Below are 20,421 nucleotides of genomic sequence, written 5' to 3' on the forward strand. Positions count from 1 at the left end.
CGGCGGATGGAATCCCGTCCCTCGCGGGGAGCGCGTGCCGGAAACGCCGCAGGCCCGACATCCGGCGCCGAATGCGGATCGTCTCAGGAGCGCGGCCGGCGGCCAGGCGACGACGGTCTGCCGGCTCCCGGACAACGGCGACTCAACCCTCCAGCAGTCGGGCGGAACGTGTCATGGTTCGCGCCTTCGGCGCGGGAAAACAGCCGCACGTCGCCCGACTGAAGGTTTTGACAGGTTTCAGGACAAGAATGGCAAAGGGAAATCGAAACCGCCTCCCTGCACAAAAGCCGCAGTTTTGTGGTCGCCGCCACCGTTAATCCTGACGATGTAGTAACTTCCACCCACATACCGTTTGGAACAATCAGCGTTTCGTAGAACAATTTGCCCCGCACTTATAAGCGTGCCCGGTTCATCGGGAGGATCGTGGGCACGCGGAGGGTAATCAGGATGGCCAGGAAAACACTCATGGCGGCAGCCGTTGTTCTGCTGCCGCTTTTCGTCACTCAAGCCCACGCGCAGACGCCGACAATCTGCGGGGACGTGGACGCCAGCGGGGCGGTCGTCGCAAGCGACGCGCTCAGGGTTCTGCGGTTCGCCGTGGGACAGAACGTCACGCTGGTCTGTCCGGCCGCAGCGGCCGGCATCAACAACCTGTGCTGGGACACCAACGGAAACTCCACCTGTGATCCGGCAGAAGACCTGAACGGGGACGGCTTCTGCGATGCCCAGGACTGCCAGGGTCCAGCGGGTCCTGCGGGTCCGGCTGGCGCCGCGGGCGCGACCGGCTCTGTCGGCCCAGCGGGTCCCACGGGTCCCCAGGGTGCTGCGGGTGTCCAGGGCGACGCGGGCGCTACCGGCTCCGTCGGTCCGACCGGTCCTGCGGGTGCCGCCGGCCCGACGGGTGATACCGGCGCTACCGGCTCTGTCGGCCCCACCGGCCCGACTGGCCCTTTCGGCCCCTTCGGTCCTCCGGGACTGAACGGCAACCCGGGCCTCAACGGCAAGGACGGCCCCCAGGGACCTCCGGGATCCGACGGACCTCCGGGTCACGACGGCCAGACGGGACCTCCGGGTGCCACCGGCCCTCCGGGACATGACGGCTCGCAGGGCCCTCCGGGTCTGCAGGGCAATCCGGGTAAAGACGGCATAGCTGGTCCTCCGGGGTCCACAGGACCTCCGGGACAGACCGGCGCCAACGGCGTTCCGGGCTCGCCCGGCAAGGACGGCGTGGCTGGCCCTCCGGGATCCCAGGGTCCTCCGGGGCTGATGGGCCCCAGCGGCCCTCTCGGCCCTCCGGGACAGAACGGCAAGGACGGCACCAACGGAGTTGACGGCAAGGCCATCGGCTGGACGAACACGTTCAACAATGCCGCCATCAGCGGCACGTTGACCGACGTCCTCGTCAAGACCGTCACCGGCGCGACGTCCTACATGGTCAACGCAAAGGTCGGCACTCCGTTCGCGAACAACCAGAAGCAGGTCAACTGCAACCTGGTTGCCGTCGAGAACGGAGCAGCAACGTCGATCGACTCGTCGGAGACGATGCTGCTCGCCAATGCGACGACGACGGCCAAGGGCGTAGTCGCGCTCGGCGGCGTCTTCAATGCAGCGAGCGCGTCCGACAGCATCGACATCGTCATGCAGTGCCAGACGGGCGGTGACGCCCGCCAGCTGACACGCGGCGTGCTGAACGTCGTTGCAGTAGCCAACCAGAACTGATCGCTGCGGGAGCCGGCATCACGCCGGTTCCCGCCTCTCTCGAAAAAAGGCCCCTGCATCGCAAGATGCAGGGGCCTTTTTGTCGGCGCCGATGCGAGCCCGAAGCGCGGAGCGCTCGTTCTCCTGGAGCGCGGAGCGCTCCGTTCGCCTGGAGCGCGGAGCGCTCCGTTCGCCTAGGAACGCAGAGCGCTCCGTCCAACTGCAGCCGCCGAACGCTACGCTCGAGCGGCGATCTCGCAGATCTCGGCAATGATCGTCGGCCAGGTCCCCACGGGCAGGTCATGGCCCATCCCTTCGATGGAAACGAGCTTCGCGCCCGAAATCGCGCGGGCACTGGCAACGCCGCATTCGTACGGGACGAGCGGGTCGGCTTTGCCGTGGATGACGACGGTCGGCGCGTTGACGGATGCCAGGCGCGACGTGCGGTCACCGGAAGCGAGGATCGCGGCAATCTGGCGCGCGACGCCTTCGGGATGGAACCCGCGGTCGAACGAGCGGCCGGCAAAATCGAGGATGCGTGCTTCGTCGAATGGAAAGCCGGGGCTGCCGATTGCGCGAAAGACCGTGACGGCCCGCGCGAGGTTCGATTCGCGCGTCGCGGCCGGCGGCGTCAGCACGGCGTTCATCGCATCCGGGGTCGCCTGCGGAAGTGACGGGTCGCCGGTGGTGGACATGATCGACGTCAGCGAGCGTACCCGCGCCGGCATCTCGATGGCCATCGTCTGCGCGATCATGCCGCCCATCGACGCGCCGACGATGTGCGCGCTGCGGATCCCGAGCGAGTCGAGCAGCCCGGCGGCGTCGGCGGCCATGTCGCTCAGCGTATACGGTGCGTCGACGGGAGCGCCCGTCATCTGCGCCATGATCAGCGCACCGAGATCGGGGGCGCCCGCGTCGGCGAGGCACGTAGACGCCCCGACGTCGCGGTTGTCGAAGCGCGTGACGTGAAACCCGCGCGACGCAAGCTCGCGGCAGAACGCATCGTCCCAAAGAATCATCTGGGCACCGAGGCCCATGATCAGCAGCAGCGGCGGATTGCCCGGCTCGCCGAAGCTTTCGTATTCGATTTCGACTCCGTTGGAGGCAGTGCGCGGCATTGCGGTCTCCTTCTTCAGCTCCAGCGCGGTTCCTGCGGTGCGCCGGTCAGAACGTCATCGGAAGCTTGAGGTAGCTGCGGTAGATGCGGTCGCGGTGCTCGAGCAGCGCGGGGTCCAGCGCCGCCGCCACGACGGGACCGACTGCCGAATACCAGCGGCGAAGGTTGTCCGGAAGCGGACAATCGGCCCCGGCAAGCGGCGCAAGCATCACGGTGAATGCTGCCCAGTAGATGTCCAGTGCGGTCAGCGACGAGCCGACGAGGAAGTCCCTGCCGGCAGCCCTCTGGCGTCCGAGCTGGGCAGAGAAGGCGACGAGGATCGATGCGACGCGGGCCGGGGCAGCGGCGGCGACCTCGGCCGAGTAGCCGTAACGGGCGCCGAGCACTTCTCCCGCGCGGCGGCCCTGTTCGGGCGCGCCCGGCGCGACCAGGGAGTCGATCATCATCAGGCGCCGCGACCAGCCGAGCCCGTGCTCACCGCAGATCTCGCGGGCAAGACCGAACATCAGCGCCCGCTCCAAGGCGTCGGCCGGGACGAGGGACGGCTCGGGCGCCACGCGCTCGGCAAGAAACAGGATCTCGGCCCAGCCGCTGCGCGGCGGCTCGTCGTCGCACATGGCGACGGGGGCGTTGGCGTGGCCGGTCCATTCGACCAGCTCTTCGTTCGCCATCGTCGCGTACTGGGCCACCGCAGCGTACGGAATCGATTTGACGTGAAGAATGCTCTTGGCGGCTTCGCCCCAGGGTCCGGGCACGCCGGCCGACAGCACCAGGCGAAGACCGCGACGGCTTCGCGCATCGGCGACACTCAGGTACTCGAACGCAGTCTGCACAGGTGCTGTGCGATACCTCCGGGACGATCGATTGCCAACACTGCAGCGTCCGGGCGCCAAGATTGACAGGCAGGGGGCTGGCCCCCATGATAATCGGACCTTGCGGGGCGGCACGGGCCTCGGCAACGGCAAAAAGGAGACGTCAATGAACCGGACCATTCTGCCTCGGCTGCTCATCTCGGGGCTCGTCGTCGCCTGGGGTGCGAGCGCCCGCGTTGCGGCCGCCGATCCTGGAGCGTCGCCTTCCAACGAATACCATCTGCCGCTGCGCACGGCTGTCACCTTCGTCACCGACGCGGAGACGTCGCCAGGCATCTGGGCCCAGGTCGGAACGGCCTACGGCGCCGAGAAAGACAACGCGACACCGCAGCCCGTCGAGCATGTCTTCGACACGACACTGCTGTTCGCGTACGGGCAGGAGAAGTGGGAAGTCGGCAGCGTTCTGCCGATCTTCGACTCGAGCAACCATGCCGGGCGCGGGCTGCACAACACGCACGATGGGATCGGCGACCTTGCGTTCTGGGGCAAGTTCCTGCCGGTGAGAAACGAGCACATCACTGCAGGTGGAGGCCTCGGAATCACGACGCCGACGGGCACCCATTCGTTCGGCAGCACCAATGTCGGCTTCGAGCCGTTCGTCACTGCTGCCGAACCGGTCGGCCCGGTCAGCATCCGTGAGCATCTCGGCTACCAGACGTACACCGACAACCACGACGACAGCCTGATGTACTCCCTGGCGGCGCTGTATCCCTACTCGTCGGTCGTCGGGTTCCGCGCCGAGCTCGTCGGCCAGCATGGCTTCGACCACGGACAGGTCGCGGACCCGATCGGGGCGTTCCCGTCGACGTGGCGCCGCGGCTCCGACCCTGTCAGCATCCTGCCGGGCATCGACCTGCAGGGTGTCGAAGCGGGCTGGGAGATCCTGATGCGCATTACCGGCGGCGGCGGCCTCACCAAGGCAGCGCCCGACTACCAGTTCGGCTTCAGCCTGGTCTTCGCCAAGATCATGCAGTGAGCGCGCTGCGGGAATCGCGCCCACCGGCGCGATTCCCGCAGCCCTCTGCGCGCCACTTCCCTCTCGCTTTCCCCCGCTTCTCCCGCCTCGCATCGCAGCGCGATTCGCCGCTTGCTCACGGCCGCGCCGCGTCAGCCTGCCGATTTCCCGCCCATGAATCCGAACAGCGTGCCGGCCACGCGGCGGATCTGAATCTCTTCGGAGCCCTCGGTGATGCGATATCGCCGGTGATGGCGATAGATGTGCTCGAACGGCTTGTGGCGGGTGTAGCCGATGCCGCCGTGGGTCTGGATCGCCTGGTCCGCAGCATTGCAGACTAGACGATTGGCGCGATAGTTGGCCATCGACACGAGATGGCTCACATCCATGTGGTGCCCGTGGTCCAGGTGCCACGCCGTCTTGTAGACGAGCCCGCGCACCATCTCGCACTCGGTGTGCAACTCGGCCAGCGGCCACTGGATCGCCTGGTTGACGGCGAGAGGTTTCCCCCACGTCCTGCGCTCGCGCGCGTATTTGACCGACTCGTCGATGCAGTACTGCGCCGCGCCTACGCCGGATGCCGCCTGGCGAATGCGGTTCTCGTGCACGAAGTGCTGGGCGAGGTCGAGCCCCTCGCCTTCGACGTGCAGGATCGCCGACGGCGGCACGCGCACGTCCGAGAACGTCACGTCGGGATGGTCGGACGGCATGTTGAACGTCCACCACATGAACTCGACCTTGACACCGGGAAGCTCGGTGGGGACGACGAAGCACGTGATGCCGCGCGCGTCGCCGGGATTGCCGGACGTGCGCGCGAACACGAGGTCGTGCGTGGCGTGGTGCATGCCCGTGTTGAAGCGCTTGGTGCCGCGGATCACCCAGTCGTCGCCGTCGCGGTGCGCCGTCGTCTCGAGCCAGGTGGCGTCCGAGCCGTGGTTCGGCTCGGTAAGGCCGAAGGCGACCCGCTTTTTGCCGGTGATCATGTCCTCGAGGAACTCGGCTTTTTGCGCGGACGTCCCGAACGCATCGATCATGTGCACGACGGGAAAGTTGCCGACGATGGAGCTTTCGTTCTGCAGGTCGTTGTGGAGGCCGAGGCCTTTTGCGGCCAGGTGCTCGCGAATGACCGCCATCGCAAGGTTGCTGCCCCCGCTGCCGCCGAGGTGGCGAGGAAGCGCAAAACGCAGGTGCCCTGCCCTGTCGGCGCGCCGGCGCATCTCGGCCAGCAGCGCTTCCCATTCGCTGCGCGGCCGGCCGTCGTTGTCCCAGTCGGTGCGCGCGTGCTCGCGGCGATGGTCGAAGTACTGGATGTTCTCGCGTTCGAGCGGCTTGATCTCGCGCTCGATGAAATCGTCGAGCTCGGCCAGCTTGGCGCGGATGTCGGCGGGGACCTGGAAGTCCATGAAGTTCGTGCTCCTTTCGATCTAGCCGCAGCAGCCGCGCGACGGCCGCCGGAGACGATCCGGGATCGCGAAGTGACCCGGATCGCAAACCTGCCGCCGCGGTCCCTTGTCATGATCGAGTCGATTCATTCCACCTCGTCCAGCGCCGGCGCGCCCCAGATCTTCCGGCTCTGCGCCTGCCACGGACAGCGAGACCGGGGCGCCGCGAGGAACTTCCCGCGGCGCCCCGCGCGACGCTTTTTCAGTCCTCGGGAATCGCCCAGCGGCGCGGGTCGACCGCGAAAACGCGCCCGCGCATCGCGCGGCCTTCGCTTCGCCCTTGCGCATTTTCGAGCGCGCGCTCGCGAAGAAGGCGCATCGCCGCGCGGTCGTCGGCGTATCGGCCGTCGCAGGCTGCAACCGCCGCGCGGCCTGCGTCGTGCTCGTCCAGGTGCTCGGCGAACAGCGCACGGCGCAGGCCTCCGGCCACGCCAGCGTCCCACGTCGTCACGTTGAGCTCGGTATCGTCGTAAAACGAGCGGAACATCGCGTTGGCCGAGCCGATCGTCGCCCACTCGTCGTCGATGACCGCGACCTTGGCGTGCACGTAGATGTCCTCGTGCGAGCCGTCGTCGTGCGAAGAGCCGAGCGCGGCCATCAAGAAGCGCTCATGGCGCGCCAGCTCCTCGATCATCGCAAACAGCGGCGCCGCCTTGGGATGACGCCTGGCGCGCGCGATCTCAGGCATCGCGCGGCCGGGAACGACGACGGTGACCTCGACGCCGCGCTCGAGCGCAGCATCCAGGCTCGGCACGAGCATCGGGCACAGCAGGATCTGGTTCTCGATGTAGATCGTGCGCTCGGCTGCCGCGACGGCCGTCAGGTACTGCTCGAAAATGCTCGTCTCGCCGCCCGCGATCGCCAGCGCCGCGGCGCGCGGTGCGGCGGCGTCGCGGCGGTAGGCACCGCTGCGAACGGTACGCGCGACCTGCACGATGCTCGATCCCCGCTCCGGCGACGCCTCGGCCGGAACCTCGAGATCGTCTGCCCGCTGCAACGACGGAAACGAGCCGTACGGCGCTTCCCTTTCGCTGGCCTCGTTCCAGCGCTGTACGAAGTTGTGATGCACGTCGCTTGCCGACGGCCCGCGAAGCTCGGCGTAGACGTCGTGTACGCTGTCGCCGCGATTCCCTTCGCCGGCCGGATGGCGCGGCGACACCAGCGAGTCACGGTCGAGGTTGATGCCGCCGACGAACGCGACTTCCCGTTCGGCTCCGGCGTCGACGAGCCAGCTCTTCTGGTGGTGGCAGTAGCCGCGCAGGCGGTCCCAGCGCGCGAGCACGTGTGGAGCGCGTTCGGCAAGGATGCGAAAGTTCTGCTCGCCGGCCGGAAAGTGCGAAGAGTCGGCGATCATCGTTTCGATCTCGGGCTCGCTCCAGAACAGGACGCGCACGTCGAGGCCGCGCGCGGCCGCGCGCTCGAGCACGTCGAAGAACGAGCCGCGCCCGTCGGGAAATTCAAGATCCTGCTCGAGAAAGGCGACGGTCACCCACACGCTGGAGACGGCCGCATCGACGGCCGCAAGGATCGCGCGAAACGCGGGAAGGCCGTCGATCAGGGGCCGGACGAGATTGCCGCCGCGAACCGGGTAGGAGCAGGCCGTTGCCGCCGGAATCCGCATCGCCGGGAAGCTAGCACGGGCACGCGGCGGGCGGCATCATCGAAGCAGTCCCGCCGCGGCTTCGGATGCCGCACCGCGCGACGCGGAGGTTTTTCATGCTCGCATTTCGATCGCGCTCGTTCCCGGTTGAGGCGACAACGATTGCCGTTGTCTTCGCGTTGTTCGCAGGCGCCACGGCCCGGGCCGACAGCTTCGACCCGGCCCACGCCCGCCTCGTCGACCTGACGCACCCGTTCGGGCCGAGCACGGTGTACTGGCCGACGACGCCGTCGGGCTTCGGCTACGCATTCCTCAGCAACGGCAAGCAGCCCGGAGGCTGGTACTACGCTGCCGGCGCTTTCCAGGCTCCCGAGCACGGAGGCACCCACATGGATGCTCCGAGCCATTTCAAGGAAGGCGGTACCACCGCCGACCAGGTCGCGCTTTCGCACCTCATCGCACCGGTCGTCGTCCTCGACGTGACCTCGGCCGTCGCGGCGGACCCCGACTACGAAATCACGCCGATCGACGTGATGTCGTACGAAACGCGGTACGGCCCGATTCCTCGCGGCGCCATCGCGCTGGCCTACACGGGCTGGAGCAAACGCTGGCCCGACAAGAAGGAGTACCTCGGCGACGACACGCCGGGGGAAGCCGACAACCTCCACTTTCCGGGATTCGGCGCCGAAGCGGCCAAGATGCTCGTCGAAGTGCGCGGCGTCGCGGCCATCGGGCTGGACACCGCGTCGATGGATCCGGGAAAATCGCAGGAGTTCCCCGTTCACCAGCTCACCGCAGCAGCCGGTGTGCCGGGATTCGAGAACCTGACGAACCTCGACCAGGTGCCGGCGCGCGGGGCATGGCTGCTGGCGCTGCCGATGAAGATCGAAGGAGGGACCGGCGGGCCGCTGCGCGCGGTCGCGATGATTCCCGAAGGCAAGTAGCGCGCTTCAGGCGGCCGCTTGCAGCGCGTCGACGTCTGGTGCCTCGCTCGAGGCGGCAGCCGCCGCGCGAAGCTGGCGCGACGTGAGCGTCGTGCCGTCGGGACTCCAGCCCGGCGATGCAAAGAGATAGCCGGACACTTCGCGAATGCCGCGTGCGCGGCGAACGTCGGCCGCGATCGCGCGAAACTCGTGCATCGCGATGTCCAGCAGGCGGAACGTGCGGATGTTCTTCGTAAGTCCGTAGCGCACCGGCGCGCGCTCGGGCTCGAACGTCCCGAACAGCTTGTCCCAGACGATGAAGACGCCGCCGTGGTTGCGATCGAGGTACTCGATGTTCGTGCCGTGATGCACGCGGTGGTGCGAGGCCGTGTTGAAAACCATCTCGAGCCATCCGATGCGATCGACGAGCTCGGTGTGGATCCAGTACTGGTAAAGCGTGTTGACGGCCTCCAGCGCGAAGATCATCACCGGATCGATGCCGGCAAGCGCCAGCGGCCAATAGAACGGCATGCTCGTGAGCGGCGTCGTCCACGACTGGCGAAGCGCGGTCGACAGGTTGTAGCGCTCGCTCGAATGGTGGTTGACGTGCGCGGCCCAAAGGATGCGCACGTCGTGCGAAGCGCGGTGGAACCAGTAGTACGCGAAGTCCACTGCGACGAACGCGATCAGCCACGCCTGCCAGGCCTGCCAGCCTGCTGCATCCAGGTGCCACGGCGCAAGGCGCGAGAAGTACGTCAGCAATGCGAACTGCAGCAGGCCGGCGACCGAGTTGATGAGCACGTTGACGATGCCCATCGCGATGCTCGCGCGGGTGTCGCGTACCTCGTACCCGCGCATTTCAGGATGACCGCGCAGGATCGCGGCCTCGAGGAGCATCGTGACGATGAAGACAGGAATGGCGGCGACTTCGAGGCCTGTCATTTCGGCTCCTGGGCGTCGGTCTTGCGCGCGCGGCGCGGCGTCACGCTGCCGAGCACGCGTCGGCGGCGCGCAGAGGCGGCATCGGTGGCGAGCTTCTCGATCAGCGTGGTGAGCGCGCCCTGCGAGGGATCTTCGCCGTAGAGACCGCGTGCGACCGCCATGCCGACCATCGCGTGCAGCAGCAGGTCCAGCGTGAGGTGGAAGCGCTCGTCACCGGCGGCTTCGGGGAAGTAGAGGCGCGCAAGACCGATCACGTTGTCCCGGTGGGCTGCCGCTACAGGAACGAGGCTCTCGCGAAGCTCGGCGTCGGTGCGCGCGGCGGCGTAGAGGTCGAGCACCGCGAAGTGGCGCGGGTCCATGCAGCTGGCCTGCAGCAGGCCGACAGCGCGGGCGGGGCTCCGTTGGCCGGCGCCGAGGGCAGCGAAGGCGCGGCGGTAGTCCTCGGTAAGCCCGGCAAAGACGTGGGCGACGGCAGCGGCGACCAGGCAGGCCCGGCTCGGGAAATGATGGAGCTGGGCCCCGCGCGACACGCCGGCCCGGTCGGCGACGGTCGTCGTGTGGAAACCCTGGTAGCCGCCGTCGATCAGGCACTCGACGGCCGCGTCCAGCAGGGCCTTGCGCGTCGTGGCGCTGCGCTCCTCCTGGGTGCGGTGGACCCGGGGAGCCGACGCGGTGGCGGGCGGCATGGGACGGGACTCTAAGGCAAAAATAACAAACAGTCAAGACTGATTGTTTCCGTGCCGGGGCCCTCCCCGGTCTCGAAAGTCCCGCACGCGCGCCGATCCGAGACCACGTTTCCCGACGGCCTCTCGCGCCGGAGCCATGACATCGATCGCATGATCGTCGTGGCCGCCGCGGCCATGACACTCGTGGCATGAGCAGCGCCGTCGTGGCCGCGCATGACATGCGTGGCATGGACGCGCGCCCCGGTTCTCTCCTACCAACGCGGCGGAGGGAACAACCATGCAATCCATCTTTCGTCACGCCGCGGCGGCCGCCTGCATTGCCGCGTTCCTGCAACCGGCTCGCGCCGACGTCCTGCCGCCGATCCTCAGCCACGACATCGGTGCCTACGCGCTCTACGGACGCAGTTACGTGGCGTGGGACGGTGCCGCGACGATGCCGGCGCGCGGCAGCGTCGGCTCGGAAAGCAGCGTCGCGTTCTCTGCGTTCACCGCGGCCGACGGCGAAGACAGCTTCGTCGCTGCCGCTACGGTGCAGGCAACGGCGGGCACTCGCATCCACGCCGTTTTCTCGAGCTCGCTTGCTACGTCGGCCGATGTCGTCATCGAGCATCCGCCGATGCCGCTGGCTTTGCCGGTCGTCTCCAGCATCGACTTTCCGCAGGCACCTGCGTTCGATTGCGGCGGAGCGGACATCACCGTCGACAGCACGAACTCGCCGCTGTCTCTGCCGCCGGGCCGCTACGGCAACATCACCGTGATGCAGGACCAGACGCTTCGCCTCCAGGCAGGCGGACGCTACGAGGCCTGCAACATGCGCGTCCGGCCGGGCGCAACCGTCGAAGCCCATTCCGGGACTTTCGTGCTGCTTCGCGATTACCTGCTCACCGGCGCAAGGGCCCATATCAGCGGCGACGACGCCTGCGGCGCGCGCTGGATCGCACTGGCAACCACCCCGTCGCCCGCGCCATCAGCGGCCGGCTTCGAGTTCGACCAGGGCACCGGCTCCCAGAATCGCGCGCTGATCCAGGGGCAGTTCTTCACGCCGGGCCGGATCACGATGGCGCAGCCGAACGACTATGTCGGCAGATTCTGGGCCGACCGCATCGACGGGCTCGGAGGCACGCAGGTGACGCGCACGCTGGCCGACTGCACCGCGTCGCGCTGCGGTGACGGCGTTCTCGATCCCGGCGAGCAGTGCGACGACGGCAACAACCGCGACGGCGACTGCTGCTCGGCGTTCTGCCAGCTCGTCGCGGCCGGTTCCTCCTGCGACGACGGAAAGTTCTGCACGATGACCGACACCTGCGATGGCAGCGGTCACTGCAGCGGAAGCCGAGATCCTTGCGTTCCGCCCGACGGCGATGCCAACTGCTCGGAGTCCTGCAACGAAGTCACCCACGCCTGCGATGCGCCCGATCCTGACGGCTCCTCGTGCGACGACGGCCTGTGGTGCAACGGCAGCGACCGCTGCGCCGGCGGCCAGTGCATCGCCCATTCGGGAAGCCCCTGCCCCGGTCCCGACCAGGACTTCAGCTGCCACGAGAGCTGCGACGAAGCGGACCATGCCTGCGACGCTCCCGATCCGGTCGGCGCACCGTGCAACGACGGCCTTTTCTGCACCGTCGGCGAAACCTGCAATGCCAGCGGTGCCTGCATCGGTGGATCGTCGCCGTGTCCCGGGGCGGACGGCGACGGCAACTGCGCCGAAACCTGCGACGAGCTGGGCCGTTCCTGCACGGCGTCCGATCCCGAGGGTTCGCCCTGCGACGACGGGCTTTTCTGCACCGCGACCGACACCTGCGACGGGCGCGGCACTTGCCGCGGGTGGGGAGACCCCTGCGCCGCCGATGTCGGTGACGGCGACTCGGACTGCTCCGAGTCCTGCAGCGAAGCCGACCGCGCGTGCAGTGCGCCCGACATCGACGGGGCACCGTGCGACGACGGGCTTGCGTGCACGATCGGCGAGCGCTGCATCGGCGGCGCGTGCACGGCCAGCGGCACGACGAGCTGCGATGACGGCAACCCCTGCACCGACGAGTTCTGCGCGCCCGACGGCAGCTGCCTGAGAAGCTACAACAGCAACGCCTGCAACGACGGCAACCCGTGCACGACCGGCGACCGCTGCCTCGGCGGCACCTGCACGGGCAGCGGCACGATCGATTGCAGCGACGACGACCTGTGCACGAGCGACGTCTGCGATCCGATCGACGGCAGCTGCCATCACTCGTACGCTCCCGCGACCGACTGCCATGTGGCCGGCACCAGCACGACAGAGTTCGAGCTCGGCTACTCGCCGAAGGACGGACAGCTTGCCGAGCTTTTGGAAACCGCGTGGCGCGGCGCGCGCGACGTCGATGCAACGGCGCGCGAGGAGCTCGGCGATCCGAGCCAGGGCGATGCGTTCTCCGTGTGCTTCTATGACGAAGCAGGCGGCGTCCCGTCGCTCGCGTACCGTCTCGATCTCGAACCGTCGACGGTCGATGCCTCGAAATGGAGCCGCACCTGGCGCGAATCCGGGCTCGTGTATCGCATGAAAGCGACCGACGGCACTTCGCAGGGCGTCTCGCAGATGAGAATCGGCGTCGACAAGCACGGAGCGCCGGCGTTCAAGCTCAAGGCGGGAGCCAATAACGGCTGCACGAGCGACTGCCGCGCGAAGTTCCAGCCTCCGGCTGGAACCGGCGACGGCAGGCTCTTTTCGATGGAGCCGGGCATGACGGTGCAGTGGGTGGCATCGACCGGTGCCTGCTGGAGCGCGCGCTACGACGCGGCGTCCGTCAACACGAGCCAGAGCTTCCACGCTCGCTCGCGTCCGCATTGAACGCGGCTGTGCGCAGGCGGCTGCAACGGGCCGCCTGCGCACAGCCTCACGATGCGCTCTGAGGGAATGTCTCCGGCTGCGTCCCTGCCGCAGCTCGAAGCGACGATCATCCAATATCGAGCAGGAGCGAGATCGAACGAGATGCGCCGGCCTCAGCGACTTGCCCGCGACGCCATCGTGACGACCAGGAGGCCGACGACGCTCACGGCAACGCCTGCAGTGCCGATCGGCGAGAGGTGCTCGCCGGCAAGCACGACGCCGAGCAGCACTGCGACGACGGGATTGACATAGACGAAGCTGGTCGCGAGCGCCGGGCGCACGTTGCGGATCAGGAACGTGAACGACGAGAAACCGATGAGGGAGCCCGCGACGACGAGATAGCACCACGCTGCCACCGACGACGGAGTGAGGGCGGACACGATGAGTCTTTCGCCGATCGCGTACCCGAACCCGGTCATCAGAATGCCGCCCGACAGCAGCTCGACGGCGACGAAAGTCGCTCCTTCGGGCAGCACGAGGCGACGCGTCAGCACCGAACCGGCGGCCCACGACAGCGTCGCACCGAGCAGGGCTGCGGCGCCGAGAGGACTGGCCCTTAGCTCGCCCTCCAGGTTCAGCAGCAACACGCCGGCAAAGCCGATCGCGATGCCGGCCTGCTCGGTGCCGGTGGGCTTTTCGCCGAGGGCGGCGAGCATCAGCACCAGCCAGATGGATCCGGTCGAGGCGACCGCCGCAGCAAGTCCGGAAGAGACGGACTGCTCGGCCCAGGTCACCAGTCCGTTGCCGCCGGCAACCATCAGAACGCCGACGAGCGCGGCGTTGCCAAGTGCACGCCAGGACACCGGCGAGTGGCCTCGCCAGCGCCCGAACGCGGCCAGCAGGGACCCGGCAACGAGCCCGCGAAGCCCGGCCAGGAGAAACGGGGGGAACCCCGCCAGCGCGATGCGAATCGCGAGATACGTCGAGCCCCAGGCCAGATAGACCGACAGCAGGCACAGCAGGACGAGGCCCGACGGATGGGGCGAAGGATCGTCGCCGCGGCCCGCGCGCCTGTCGTCATGCGGGCGCGACGTCACCGGAGCACTTTAACAGCGCCCGTCCAGCGGCCCTACTACCCCGCCCGAATCCGCACCGTCCGATGTGAGATCGGGGCGTGACTTGAGGAAAACTTTCAGACAGACTGACGCAACCTCGCAAGTCCGCTCCCCGTCCCACTTTATCTCGTCGTCCACGGAGACCACCGCGTGATGAACCGGAAATCCTTTGCCCTGCCGGCCGCTTTTGCAGCGCTGGCGCTGTCCGCTTCCTTCGCCGCCGCCGAGCCCCCTGCTCCCGGCACGAAGATCAACCGCAGCAACGTCGACAAGTACAAGGAGTACATGTCGCCGGGCGTCAAGGCGGCCGTCGACAACGGCAGCGAGCTCTCGGTGGTGCCTTACCAGAAGATCCCGATCCCGAAGGCCTACATCGAGGCGACCGAGAAATACGCGGGGCAGGTCTCGCTCGACGACAAGAACGACTTGAAGAACTGGGTCGCGGGCCGTCCCTTCCCCACCATCGATCCGAACGATCCGAAGGCCGCCGTCAAGATCATGTGGAACTTCGGGCGCACGTCGTACTTCAACGACGACCTCGGGGTGCACCTTCCCGACGCCGACACCGGCAGCTACGCGAAGAACGGCGACAAGCCGAACTATCTGGTCGAGCGCCACTTCATCGTCGACTGGAGCCGCAACCTGCGCTTCTTCGGGCGCCTGCACCACGATCCGATACCGGCCATTCCCGACAACCCCGACCAGGTGTTCAACAAGCAGGGGTTCTTCCCGCTGATCGAGCCCTTCGACCTGAAGGGCGTGGGTTCGGTGAGCTTCCGCTACATCGATCCGACGCGCCAGGACGACACGTGGCTGTACACGCCGACGATCCGCCGCGTGCGCCGCCTTTCGAGCGCGCAGCGCTCGGACGCCCTTTTCGGCCAGGACATCGACCTCGACAGCTTCGGCGGCTACGCGGGCCAGATCCCGTGGTTCGACTGGAAGCTGATCGGCCAGAAGCCGATGCTCGCGTCGCTGCACGGCAAGAACCTTCCGCCGAAGATCTGTCCCGGCGACGGCGGCGTCACCTATTGCGAAGACTGGGAGATGCGGCCGAAGATGTGGGTCGTCGAGGGCCGCGCCAAGCTGCACGGGTACGCATACAGCAAGCGCCTCATCTACGTCGACGACGAAGCGTCGATGATCCCGTACTCCGATCTCTTCGACAACAACGAAGAGCTGTGGAAGGTCGTGCTGATCAACATCCGCAGCTCGAACCAGCCCAACCCGCACGTCGATTTCAAATACCCCGAAGAGAGGATGTTCGTGTACGGGTTTACCGTGCTCGACCTGCAGCTCGGGCACGGCACGCGCGCGGCAATTCCGGGCATGGCGTTTCCGGACGAGCCGGGCTGGTACATCGATCGCGGCCAGCAGGCGCCCGAGTCGGTGCCGGTGGACTGGTACAGCATCCCGTCGCTGATCGCGGCGGGGCGCTGACACCGCGGGAAATTCGCAGGATCCGTCGTCGCGCCGGCGCGCGGCTATTTGCCCGCTGCTGCGGCCGCCTGCGGCGGCGAGACGAACTTGCCCACGTAGGTATCGCCCGGGAATCGCCGCAGCGTCTCGTCGGCATACAGGCGCGCGAGATCGTGGCGGCCCGACGCGGCTTCCGCTTCGACGAGATAGTCAAAGGCCTCGTGCACGAGGGTTTCGGGCTGGGCCGTCAGCAGCACGCGATTGATGCCGCAGATGGCCGCCTGCCAGTGCCCCTCGTCCATGTCGAGGGTCGCCAGCTTCCAGTACGCGTCGAGAAACCAGTGGTCCAGGTACACGTAGTCGGGTCGGATCGAGGTCCCGACCGCATCGAGACTGGTCACGAGCCGGCGATAGTGAACGGCTGCGGCGCTGCGACGCTGAGTCCGGTACAGGGCGCGCGCGTATTCCTCGATGAGGAACGGATTGTCGTGGTCCTTCTGGAACGGCTCCTCGAGCGCGGCGGCCGACCCGGAGAACTCCTGTTTCGCGTACAGCGCAGCCGCCTGGTCGATCTGTTTCTGGAAACGCGCCGAGACCGCCGCCGGTCGCGCCAGCGGCTGGCCGACGGTCTGCCCGAAAATCGCCATCTTTCCGGTCGCGTCGTCGGGGACGACGTGGCCGTGCATGATCCCTTTCTTCTGGTCGAAACATTCGTTCCAGACGGGAACGATGATGTCGTCGCCCTTGCGGTCGACGTCCAGCGCAACGGCATGCTCGCCGCTTCGCACGTCGCTCCACAGCGGCGCGTAGGCGAGCGGCACGCCCATGGCCTGCTGCTCCTTCAGCGACGGCGGTTTTTCGCTGCAGGCGCCGAGGCCACAGGCCGCCACGGCAAGAGCCAGCAGGAATACCCGCGGCCCTGCGCCGGCGGCGCGGAGACGCAGTGGGAACGTAGGGAAAAACTGGAGGGGATGCCGCGACATGATCTCTCGACGCGACTGCCGGCCGCCTTGGCAGGTGCCGGGCCATCGCGAGGGCGCCGCCGGACGCACAGGGGCGCCGTGGCTGCGCGAGAGTATAACGATGCGCGGCCGGCCGCGAATTCGCAGGGCGAAACGCGGCTGCCTGCGATGGGGCTCGCTTTGGCAACCCCGCCACTGGCACGCGCCCCCCGCTCCCGCTAGCTTCCGCGGTCGCCGCACTGCCGCTGCATCCACTACGCCCGACGCGCGGTCGGCCCTATCGGCCGGCACCGCTTCCCGGGCGGCTCTTCGGCCGCGTCTCGCCTGGCGGGCGCGTGAAACAACGCGTTCGCAAAGCGAACGCGCGAAAAACGCGTCCGCTTTGCGGACGCGCAGAACGGAAACGGCCGCGCTGCAAGAGACGTCCACCATGGTCAAGGGAATCGACGAGCCGAAGGTCAGCGACTGGCTGATCGCCAATTGTCCCGGTCTTGCCTCGCCGCTCGTCTTCGACCCGATCACCGGCGGTCATTCGAATCTCACGTACAAGGTCACCGATGCGAGCGGTCGCCGCCTCGTGCTGCGACGCCCTCCCCTCGGTGCCGTGCTGGCCACGGCCCATGACATGAGCCGCGAGCATCGCATCATCCGCGCGCTCGCAGCGACGCAGGTTCCGGTACCGCCGGCCATCGGCCTTTGCGTTGACGACAGCGTCAACGGAGCGCCGTTCTACGTCATGGAATTCGTCGACGGCGCGGTGCTCGACACGCCGGCGATGGTGCGCCAGACGCTGCCGTCGCCGCAGGCACGCGGCCGCCTGAGCGACTCGGTGCTCGATTCGCTGGTCGCCCTTCACACGCTCGATCCCGACGCCGTCGGTCTCGGCGACCTCGGCCGCAAGGAAGCCTACCTCGACCGCCAGCTCACCCGCTGGCGCACCCAGTGGGACAAGTCGAAGACGCGCGAGCTGGCCGCAATGGACGAAACGCACGAGCTGTTGCTCGCCGCCAAGCCGCCCCAGAAGTACACAGGAATCGTCCATGGCGACTACCGCCTCGGCAACATGCTCTCGACAGCCGACGGCAACGTGGCCGCGGTGCTCGACTGGGAGCTGTGCACTCTCGGCGACACGCTGGCCGACGTCGGCTACATCATGAACAACTGGGCCGATGCCGGCGAGGAAGGCCCGAGCCAGGCCGTGGCGATGCCGACCTCCACCGGCGGGTTCCTGAGCCGCGCCGAATTCCTGCGCGAATATACCAGACGAAGCGGTCACAGCGTCGACGGCGTCGAGTACTACAGGGCCTTCCAGTGGTGGCGCCTTGCGGCAATCGTCGAAGGCGTGCTCGCGCGTTACATCAAGGGTGTCATGGGAGATTCGGGAGTGGCGCTGGACGTGTTCCGCATGCAGGTAGACCAGATGGCCGACGCCGCGCTGACGATGGTACGGAGCATCGCATGAGGACGTGCACGATCGGCAGCACGAGCGCGGGGAAGTACGCGCGTCTTGCTGCGCTTGCGCTCAGTACGAGCGTTGCGCTGCTGTCCGGATGCACGTCGATGATGGGTCGTCCGACTTCGCCGCTCGTCGTCAAGCGCGAAATTCCCGGCGTCGTGCTGTGCATGTCGGAGCGCTCGGACAACGGCGGGCTTCGCATCGTCGGCAAAGTCGATCCGGGCATCTATCCGATCACGAAGGCGACGATCCAGTATCGCCTGGCCGGTCCCTCCGATCCGGTGCCTGCCGACGCTGTCAGCGGCCGACTCGAGCTTGCCAAGCCTCGTTCCGAAACGGTGCCTTACCGCAAGGGATCGAACCAGGTCAGCTTCTCGATCGACGGCGAGGCGGTACGGGCGCTGGTTGGCAAGGTGATCTGGTACCGCTGGACCCTCGAGTACAGCCGCGGCGGCAGCAGCGGCAGCGACATCACGGAAATCCACCGCACCAGCCTCGAAGAAGCGGGGCTTCCGCGCGCACCCTACACCCCGGGGCCCGACGCTTCGGTAGCGCCGGCGACGCACCGCCGCTGACCCGAACCTGGCGGGCTGCGGAATCCTGCTAACGGGCGCGCGAGGCGCTGCGCTGGCGCCAGAGCGCGGAATCCACCGCTGCGGCCATGGCATCGCGATCCAGCCCGCCGCCGACGAATTCATCGATGCGGACCGCGGTTGCGCGCGCATCGGCCAGAATTTCCAGGTGCACGACGCGAAGCAGTCTCATGTCGGGGCGCGCTCGCGCCTTGGCGAGCACCGCCGTCACGTGGCGGCGAAAGCTTTCGGCCATGCTCGCGTCGCTCGTGCGATCGGTCGGCTCTCCCCTTCGCTCGAGCATGCGGCGCTGGGACGCGAGCACCTCACCGAGGTCGCGCTCGATGAAGATCACGCGGTAGAGGTGGGCAGGAGGAAGCTTGTCCAGCAGCGCAGAGACGACCTTGACTGCGCGACCCTCGGCTCCCGACAGCCACTGGTCCGAGGCAGGAAGGGATTTGACCGCCTCCAACTCGAAGTAACCGCGCGGATTGTCCTCGTCGGCTTCGCGCCGCCGGTCCGTGAGCGATGCGATGCCTCCGGCCTCGAGCATGCGCATCAGCATCGAAGTTCCCGAGCGCGGAAGGCCGGAGACGACAGTGATGAAGTCGCGCGCCATGGGTCCTGCTAGCGCGCCGCGGCGAAGGAGCCAAACGAACGCGGCCGGGCGCGCGAAGCGGCGAGATCGGCGCTCTTCGTCGAAGAGCAGAGACGGACTTTCGAAACGCGCCCTCTTCGTCTACACAGTAGAGTTCGGTGCCGAATCCAGGCCGGCCCCGGAGCGCGATCCGCCGTCCTTCGCGGCCGAGGCGCATGGTGGAGGACTCGAGCGCTGATTCCCCGATCGATCCGCGACAGGCTTCGCTACTGCGAAATCGGCAGCGATCGCCTCGGTCTCGAGCGCTTTCCCGACTTCCTGATCGTCGGCCCCCAGCGCACGGGCACCACGTGGCTGCACCAGATCCTGGTGCGCCATCCCGAGGTGTTCCTGGCCGAGCCGAAGGAGCTGTACTTCTTCAGCCGCCTGAAGGACCGCACGAGCGAGCGCTTCCAGTCGGCCGAGCTGGACTGGTACCTCGATCATTTCCGCATCGGTGCCAAGCGCTGGCTGGCGAGCCAGGCCTGGTCGCTGTCGCACCTGGGCCGTCCGTGGCGACCGCGCATCCGCGGCGAAGCGACGGCGAGCTACGCGGCGATGGACCTCGACCTCATCGAGGAGATCGCGACGCTGCGCCCCGACGTCAAGGTGCTGCTGATGGTACGCCATCCGGTCGACCGCGCGTGGTCGCACGCGAAGAAGGATCTCGTGCGCAACCGGCGGCGATCGGCGGCCGCGGTCGGCGACGACGAATGGCGCGCGTTCTTCCGCGATCCCTACCAGCTTCGCTGTGCGCGCTATGAGCAGAACCTCGCGAACTGGCGCCGCTGTTTTGCTGAATCGTCGGTGTTCGTCGGCACCTTCGAGGAAGTCGAGCAGACGCCCGTGGAGTTGCTCGGCAGGGTCACGCGCTTTCTCGGCGTGTGCGACGATCCGAAGCTCGTCGATCCGCGGCTGCTGCACAGCGCCGTCAATCCGACCGGACGCTCGGAAATTCCCGAGCGCCTGCGCGTCTATCTCGAAACGCTGCTCGCCGACGAGATCGAAGGGTGGCGTCGCCTGACCGCCCGGGAGCCCGCCGCGCTGCACTCCGCGTGAGCTTCGCCTCGGCAGAGCGCAATGAGACGCGTGTCACCAGCAGGCTGCGGAAAAACCCCCTCCCGTCGGCCCGCGCGCCGAAACCTGCTAGTCTTTAACGCCGCCGCCCGGCAACAATTCCCGACGCGTCTCCACAGAAGGGAGATTACGACTCGCCGTGCGGTGC

The 20,421-nt window shown here is 67.6% G+C and carries 17 protein-coding genes; 8 read left to right on the plus strand and 9 right to left on the minus strand.

The features are described 5' to 3' along the window. Positions 1 to 465: 465 nt before the first annotated feature. A complete protein-coding gene (locus VGK20_11100) occupies positions 466 to 1,719 on the plus strand; it encodes a hypothetical protein (GenBank protein HEY2774581.1) in 1,254 nt (417 codons plus the stop codon). 215 nt (positions 1,720 to 1,934) lie between these two features. On the opposite strand, the gene VGK20_11105 is transcribed toward VGK20_11100, so the two are convergent. Both VGK20_11105 and VGK20_11110 read right to left on the minus strand, forming a co-directional pair. Then, on the minus strand, positions 1,935 to 2,816 hold the full coding sequence (locus VGK20_11105; GenBank protein HEY2774582.1) for an alpha/beta hydrolase: 882 nt from the start codon (positions 2,814 to 2,816) through the stop codon (positions 1,935 to 1,937). Positions 2,817 to 2,862: 46 nt separating this feature from the next. Further along, the gene (locus VGK20_11110) at positions 2,863 to 3,648 is read right to left on the minus strand and encodes a hypothetical protein (protein ID HEY2774583.1); all 786 of its coding nucleotides are present in this window, start codon (positions 3,646 to 3,648) and stop codon (positions 2,863 to 2,865) included. Between the two features lie 145 nt (positions 3,649 to 3,793). Between VGK20_11110 and VGK20_11115 the strand changes: the two genes are divergently transcribed. Next, positions 3,794 to 4,663 (plus strand): hypothetical protein, encoded by an 870-nt coding sequence (locus tag VGK20_11115; GenBank protein ID HEY2774584.1) that lies wholly within the window; start codon positions 3,794 to 3,796, stop codon positions 4,661 to 4,663. 131 nt (positions 4,664 to 4,794) lie between these two features. Here the strand turns inward: VGK20_11115 and VGK20_11120 are convergent, their stop codons facing one another. Beyond that, on the minus strand, positions 4,795 to 6,045 hold the full coding sequence (locus tag VGK20_11120; GenBank protein ID HEY2774585.1) for an acyl-CoA dehydrogenase family protein: 1,251 nt from the start codon (positions 6,043 to 6,045) through the stop codon (positions 4,795 to 4,797). 241 nt (positions 6,046 to 6,286) lie between these two features. Continuing rightward, positions 6,287 to 7,705: a phosphatidylserine/phosphatidylglycerophosphate/cardiolipin synthase family protein gene (locus VGK20_11125; protein HEY2774586.1), complete on the minus strand. Its 1,419-nt coding sequence runs from the start codon at positions 7,703 to 7,705 to the stop codon at positions 6,287 to 6,289. 95 nt (positions 7,706 to 7,800) lie between these two features. On the opposite strand from VGK20_11125, the gene VGK20_11130 reads away from it, so the two are divergent. Further along, positions 7,801 to 8,628, plus strand: coding sequence for a cyclase family protein (locus VGK20_11130; protein ID HEY2774587.1), 828 nt, complete (start codon positions 7,801 to 7,803; stop codon positions 8,626 to 8,628). A gap of 6 nt (positions 8,629 to 8,634) precedes the next feature. Here VGK20_11130 and VGK20_11135 read toward each other — a convergent pair whose 3' ends face one another. Both VGK20_11135 and VGK20_11140 read right to left on the minus strand, forming a co-directional pair. Further along, a complete protein-coding gene (locus VGK20_11135) occupies positions 8,635 to 9,549 on the minus strand; it encodes a sterol desaturase family protein (protein ID HEY2774588.1) in 915 nt (304 codons plus the stop codon). Further along, positions 9,546 to 10,235: a helix-turn-helix domain-containing protein gene (locus VGK20_11140; GenBank protein ID HEY2774589.1), complete on the minus strand. Its 690-nt coding sequence runs from the start codon at positions 10,233 to 10,235 to the stop codon at positions 9,546 to 9,548. Before VGK20_11140 ends, VGK20_11135 begins: the two co-directional genes overlap by 4 nt. Before the next feature lie 277 nt (positions 10,236 to 10,512). On the opposite strand from VGK20_11140, the gene VGK20_11145 reads away from it, so the two are divergent. Continuing rightward, complete coding sequence (locus tag VGK20_11145; GenBank protein ID HEY2774590.1) at positions 10,513 to 13,056, plus strand: hypothetical protein; 2,544 nt, start codon at positions 10,513 to 10,515, stop codon at positions 13,054 to 13,056. Positions 13,057 to 13,208: 152 nt separating this feature from the next. On the opposite strand, the gene yedA is transcribed toward VGK20_11145, so the two are convergent. After that, a complete protein-coding gene (gene yedA, locus VGK20_11150) occupies positions 13,209 to 14,132 on the minus strand; it encodes a drug/metabolite exporter YedA (protein ID HEY2774591.1) in 924 nt (307 codons plus the stop codon). A gap of 171 nt (positions 14,133 to 14,303) precedes the next feature. On the opposite strand from yedA, the gene VGK20_11155 reads away from it, so the two are divergent. Beyond that, positions 14,304 to 15,590, plus strand: a complete 1,287-nt coding sequence (locus VGK20_11155) for a DUF1329 domain-containing protein (protein HEY2774592.1) — start codon at positions 14,304 to 14,306, stop codon at positions 15,588 to 15,590. Between the two features lie 44 nt (positions 15,591 to 15,634). On the opposite strand, the gene VGK20_11160 is transcribed toward VGK20_11155, so the two are convergent. Further along, positions 15,635 to 16,459 (minus strand): hypothetical protein, encoded by an 825-nt coding sequence (locus VGK20_11160; protein HEY2774593.1) that lies wholly within the window; start codon positions 16,457 to 16,459, stop codon positions 15,635 to 15,637. Between the two features lie 502 nt (positions 16,460 to 16,961). Here VGK20_11160 and VGK20_11165 point away from each other — a divergent pair. Together VGK20_11165 and VGK20_11170 are read left to right on the plus strand one after the other, a co-directional pair. Then, entirely contained in the window at positions 16,962 to 17,993 is a 1,032-nt protein-coding gene (locus VGK20_11165) for a phosphotransferase family protein (protein HEY2774594.1), read from the plus strand. After that, complete coding sequence (locus VGK20_11170) at positions 17,990 to 18,562, plus strand: hypothetical protein (protein ID HEY2774595.1); 573 nt, start codon at positions 17,990 to 17,992, stop codon at positions 18,560 to 18,562. The genes VGK20_11165 and VGK20_11170 overlap by 4 nt, the downstream gene beginning before the upstream one ends. Positions 18,563 to 18,590: 28 nt before the next feature. On the opposite strand, the gene VGK20_11175 is transcribed toward VGK20_11170, so the two are convergent. Continuing rightward, positions 18,591 to 19,178 (minus strand): sulfotransferase family protein, encoded by a 588-nt coding sequence (locus VGK20_11175; protein HEY2774596.1) that lies wholly within the window; start codon positions 19,176 to 19,178, stop codon positions 18,591 to 18,593. A 300-nt stretch (positions 19,179 to 19,478) separates the two neighbouring features. Here VGK20_11175 and VGK20_11180 point away from each other — a divergent pair, with 300 nt between their 5' ends. Further along, the gene (locus VGK20_11180; GenBank protein HEY2774597.1) at positions 19,479 to 20,255 is read left to right on the plus strand and encodes a sulfotransferase; all 777 of its coding nucleotides are present in this window, start codon (positions 19,479 to 19,481) and stop codon (positions 20,253 to 20,255) included. Positions 20,256 to 20,421 lie beyond the last annotated feature (166 nt).

The sequence above is a fragment of the Candidatus Binatia bacterium genome, from assembly GCA_036493895.1.
Lineage (GTDB): Bacteria > Desulfobacterota > Binatia > UBA1149 > CAITLU01 > DATNBU01.

What these genes read in the sequence shown, in the direction of transcription:
- VGK20_11100 (HEY2774581.1), top strand. Translation starts at nt 466, where the DNA reads ATGGCGGCAGCCGTTGTTCTGCTGCCGCTTTTCGTCACTCAAGCCCAC.
- VGK20_11105 (HEY2774582.1), bottom strand. Translation starts at nt 2,816, where the DNA reads ATGCCGCGCACTGCCTCCAACGGAGTCGAAATCGAATACGAAAGCTTC.
- VGK20_11115 (HEY2774584.1), top strand. Translation starts at nt 3,794, where the DNA reads ATGAACCGGACCATTCTGCCTCGGCTGCTCATCTCGGGGCTCGTCGTC.
- VGK20_11120 (HEY2774585.1), bottom strand. Translation starts at nt 6,045, where the DNA reads ATGGACTTCCAGGTCCCCGCCGACATCCGCGCCAAGCTGGCCGAGCTC.
- VGK20_11125 (HEY2774586.1), bottom strand. Translation starts at nt 7,705, where the DNA reads ATGCGGATTCCGGCGGCAACGGCCTGCTCCTACCCGGTTCGCGGCGGC.
- VGK20_11130 (HEY2774587.1), top strand. Translation starts at nt 7,801, where the DNA reads ATGCTCGCATTTCGATCGCGCTCGTTCCCGGTTGAGGCGACAACGATT.
- VGK20_11135 (HEY2774588.1), bottom strand. Translation starts at nt 9,549, where the DNA reads ATGACAGGCCTCGAAGTCGCCGCCATTCCTGTCTTCATCGTCACGATG.
- VGK20_11140 (HEY2774589.1), bottom strand. Translation starts at nt 10,235, where the DNA reads ATGCCGCCCGCCACCGCGTCGGCTCCCCGGGTCCACCGCACCCAGGAG.
- VGK20_11145 (HEY2774590.1), top strand. Translation starts at nt 10,513, where the DNA reads ATGCAATCCATCTTTCGTCACGCCGCGGCGGCCGCCTGCATTGCCGCG.
- VGK20_11155 (HEY2774592.1), top strand. Translation starts at nt 14,304, where the DNA reads ATGAACCGGAAATCCTTTGCCCTGCCGGCCGCTTTTGCAGCGCTGGCG.
- VGK20_11165 (HEY2774594.1), top strand. Translation starts at nt 16,962, where the DNA reads ATGGTCAAGGGAATCGACGAGCCGAAGGTCAGCGACTGGCTGATCGCC.
- VGK20_11170 (HEY2774595.1), top strand. Translation starts at nt 17,990, where the DNA reads ATGAGGACGTGCACGATCGGCAGCACGAGCGCGGGGAAGTACGCGCGT.
- VGK20_11175 (HEY2774596.1), bottom strand. Translation starts at nt 19,178, where the DNA reads ATGGCGCGCGACTTCATCACTGTCGTCTCCGGCCTTCCGCGCTCGGGA.